We start from the raw sequence: 1,023 nt of genomic DNA, 5'->3' as shown, positions 1-1,023 counted from the left end.
CACGGTTTCACCGTGATCAAGATCGCCGTGCCGGATGGCGAGAAAACCCTGTCGGCCATCGACAGCCTGGCCGCCAACGGCGCCAAGGGCTTTGTGATCTGCCCGCCGGATGTGTCCCTCGGCCCGGCGATTGTCGCCAAGGCCAAGGTCAACGGCCTCAAAGTGATGGCCGTGGACGACCGCTTTGTCGATGCCAAGGGCAACTTCATGGAAGACGTGCCGTACCTGGGCATGGCCGCGTTTGAAGTGGGCCAGAAACAGGGCGCCGCCATGGCCGCCGAAGCGAAAAAACGCGGCTGGGACTGGAAGGACACCTACGCGGTAATCAACACCTTCAACGAACTCGACACCGGCAAGAAACGCACCGACGGCTCGATCAAATCCCTGGAAGAAGCCGGCATTCCCAAGGACCATATCCTCACCGCCGCGCTTAAAACCCTCGACGTGCCCGGCAGCATGGACGCCACCAACTCGGCCCTGGTCAAGCTGCCCAGCGGCGCGAAAAACCTGATCATCGGCGGCATGAACGACAACACCGTGCTCGGTGGCGTACGTGCCACTGAAAGCGCCGGCTTCAAGGCCGCCAACGTGATCGGCATCGGCATCAATGGCACCGACGCCATCGGCGAATTGAAGAAAGCCGACAGCGGCTTCTTCGGCTCGATGCTGCCAAGCCCGCATATCGAGGGCTACAACACCGCGCTGGCGATGTACGAGTGGGTCACCACCGGTAAAGAGCCCGCCAAATACACCGCCATGGACGAAGTGACCCTGATCACCCGCGCCAATTTCCAGGAAGAACTGACCAAGATCGGGCTGTGGAAATGACCGCTGCGGCCCTGCGTTTTGACGGTATCGGCAAAACCTTCCCTGGGGTCAAGGCGCTCGATGGCATCAGCTTCACCGCGCACCCGGGGCAAGTGCACGCCCTGATGGGCGAGAACGGTGCGGGTAAATCGACGCTGCTGAAGATCCTCGGCGGCGCCTATATTCCCAGCAGCGGCACGGTGCAGATCGGCGAGC

2 protein-coding genes are annotated in these 1,023 nt (G+C 61.9%); both read left to right on the top strand.

Annotation, left to right across the window (positions count from 1 at the left end):
* Positions 1 to 828 (top strand): substrate-binding domain-containing protein (locus tag J1G34_RS26920; RefSeq protein ID WP_222994863.1); only part of this gene is annotated, 828 nt, incomplete at its 5' end.
* A partial coding sequence (locus J1G34_RS26915) for an ATP-binding cassette domain-containing protein (protein WP_222994862.1) occupies positions 825 to 1,023 on the top strand: 199 nt, incomplete at its 3' end. The genes J1G34_RS26920 and J1G34_RS26915, both read left to right, overlap by 4 nt.

This window comes from Pseudomonas sp. Wu6, assembly GCF_019891515.1.
In the GTDB taxonomy this organism is placed as follows: domain Bacteria; phylum Pseudomonadota; class Gammaproteobacteria; order Pseudomonadales; family Pseudomonadaceae; genus Aquipseudomonas; species Aquipseudomonas orientalis_A.
This window is presented reverse-complemented; position numbering and strand designations above follow the sequence as displayed.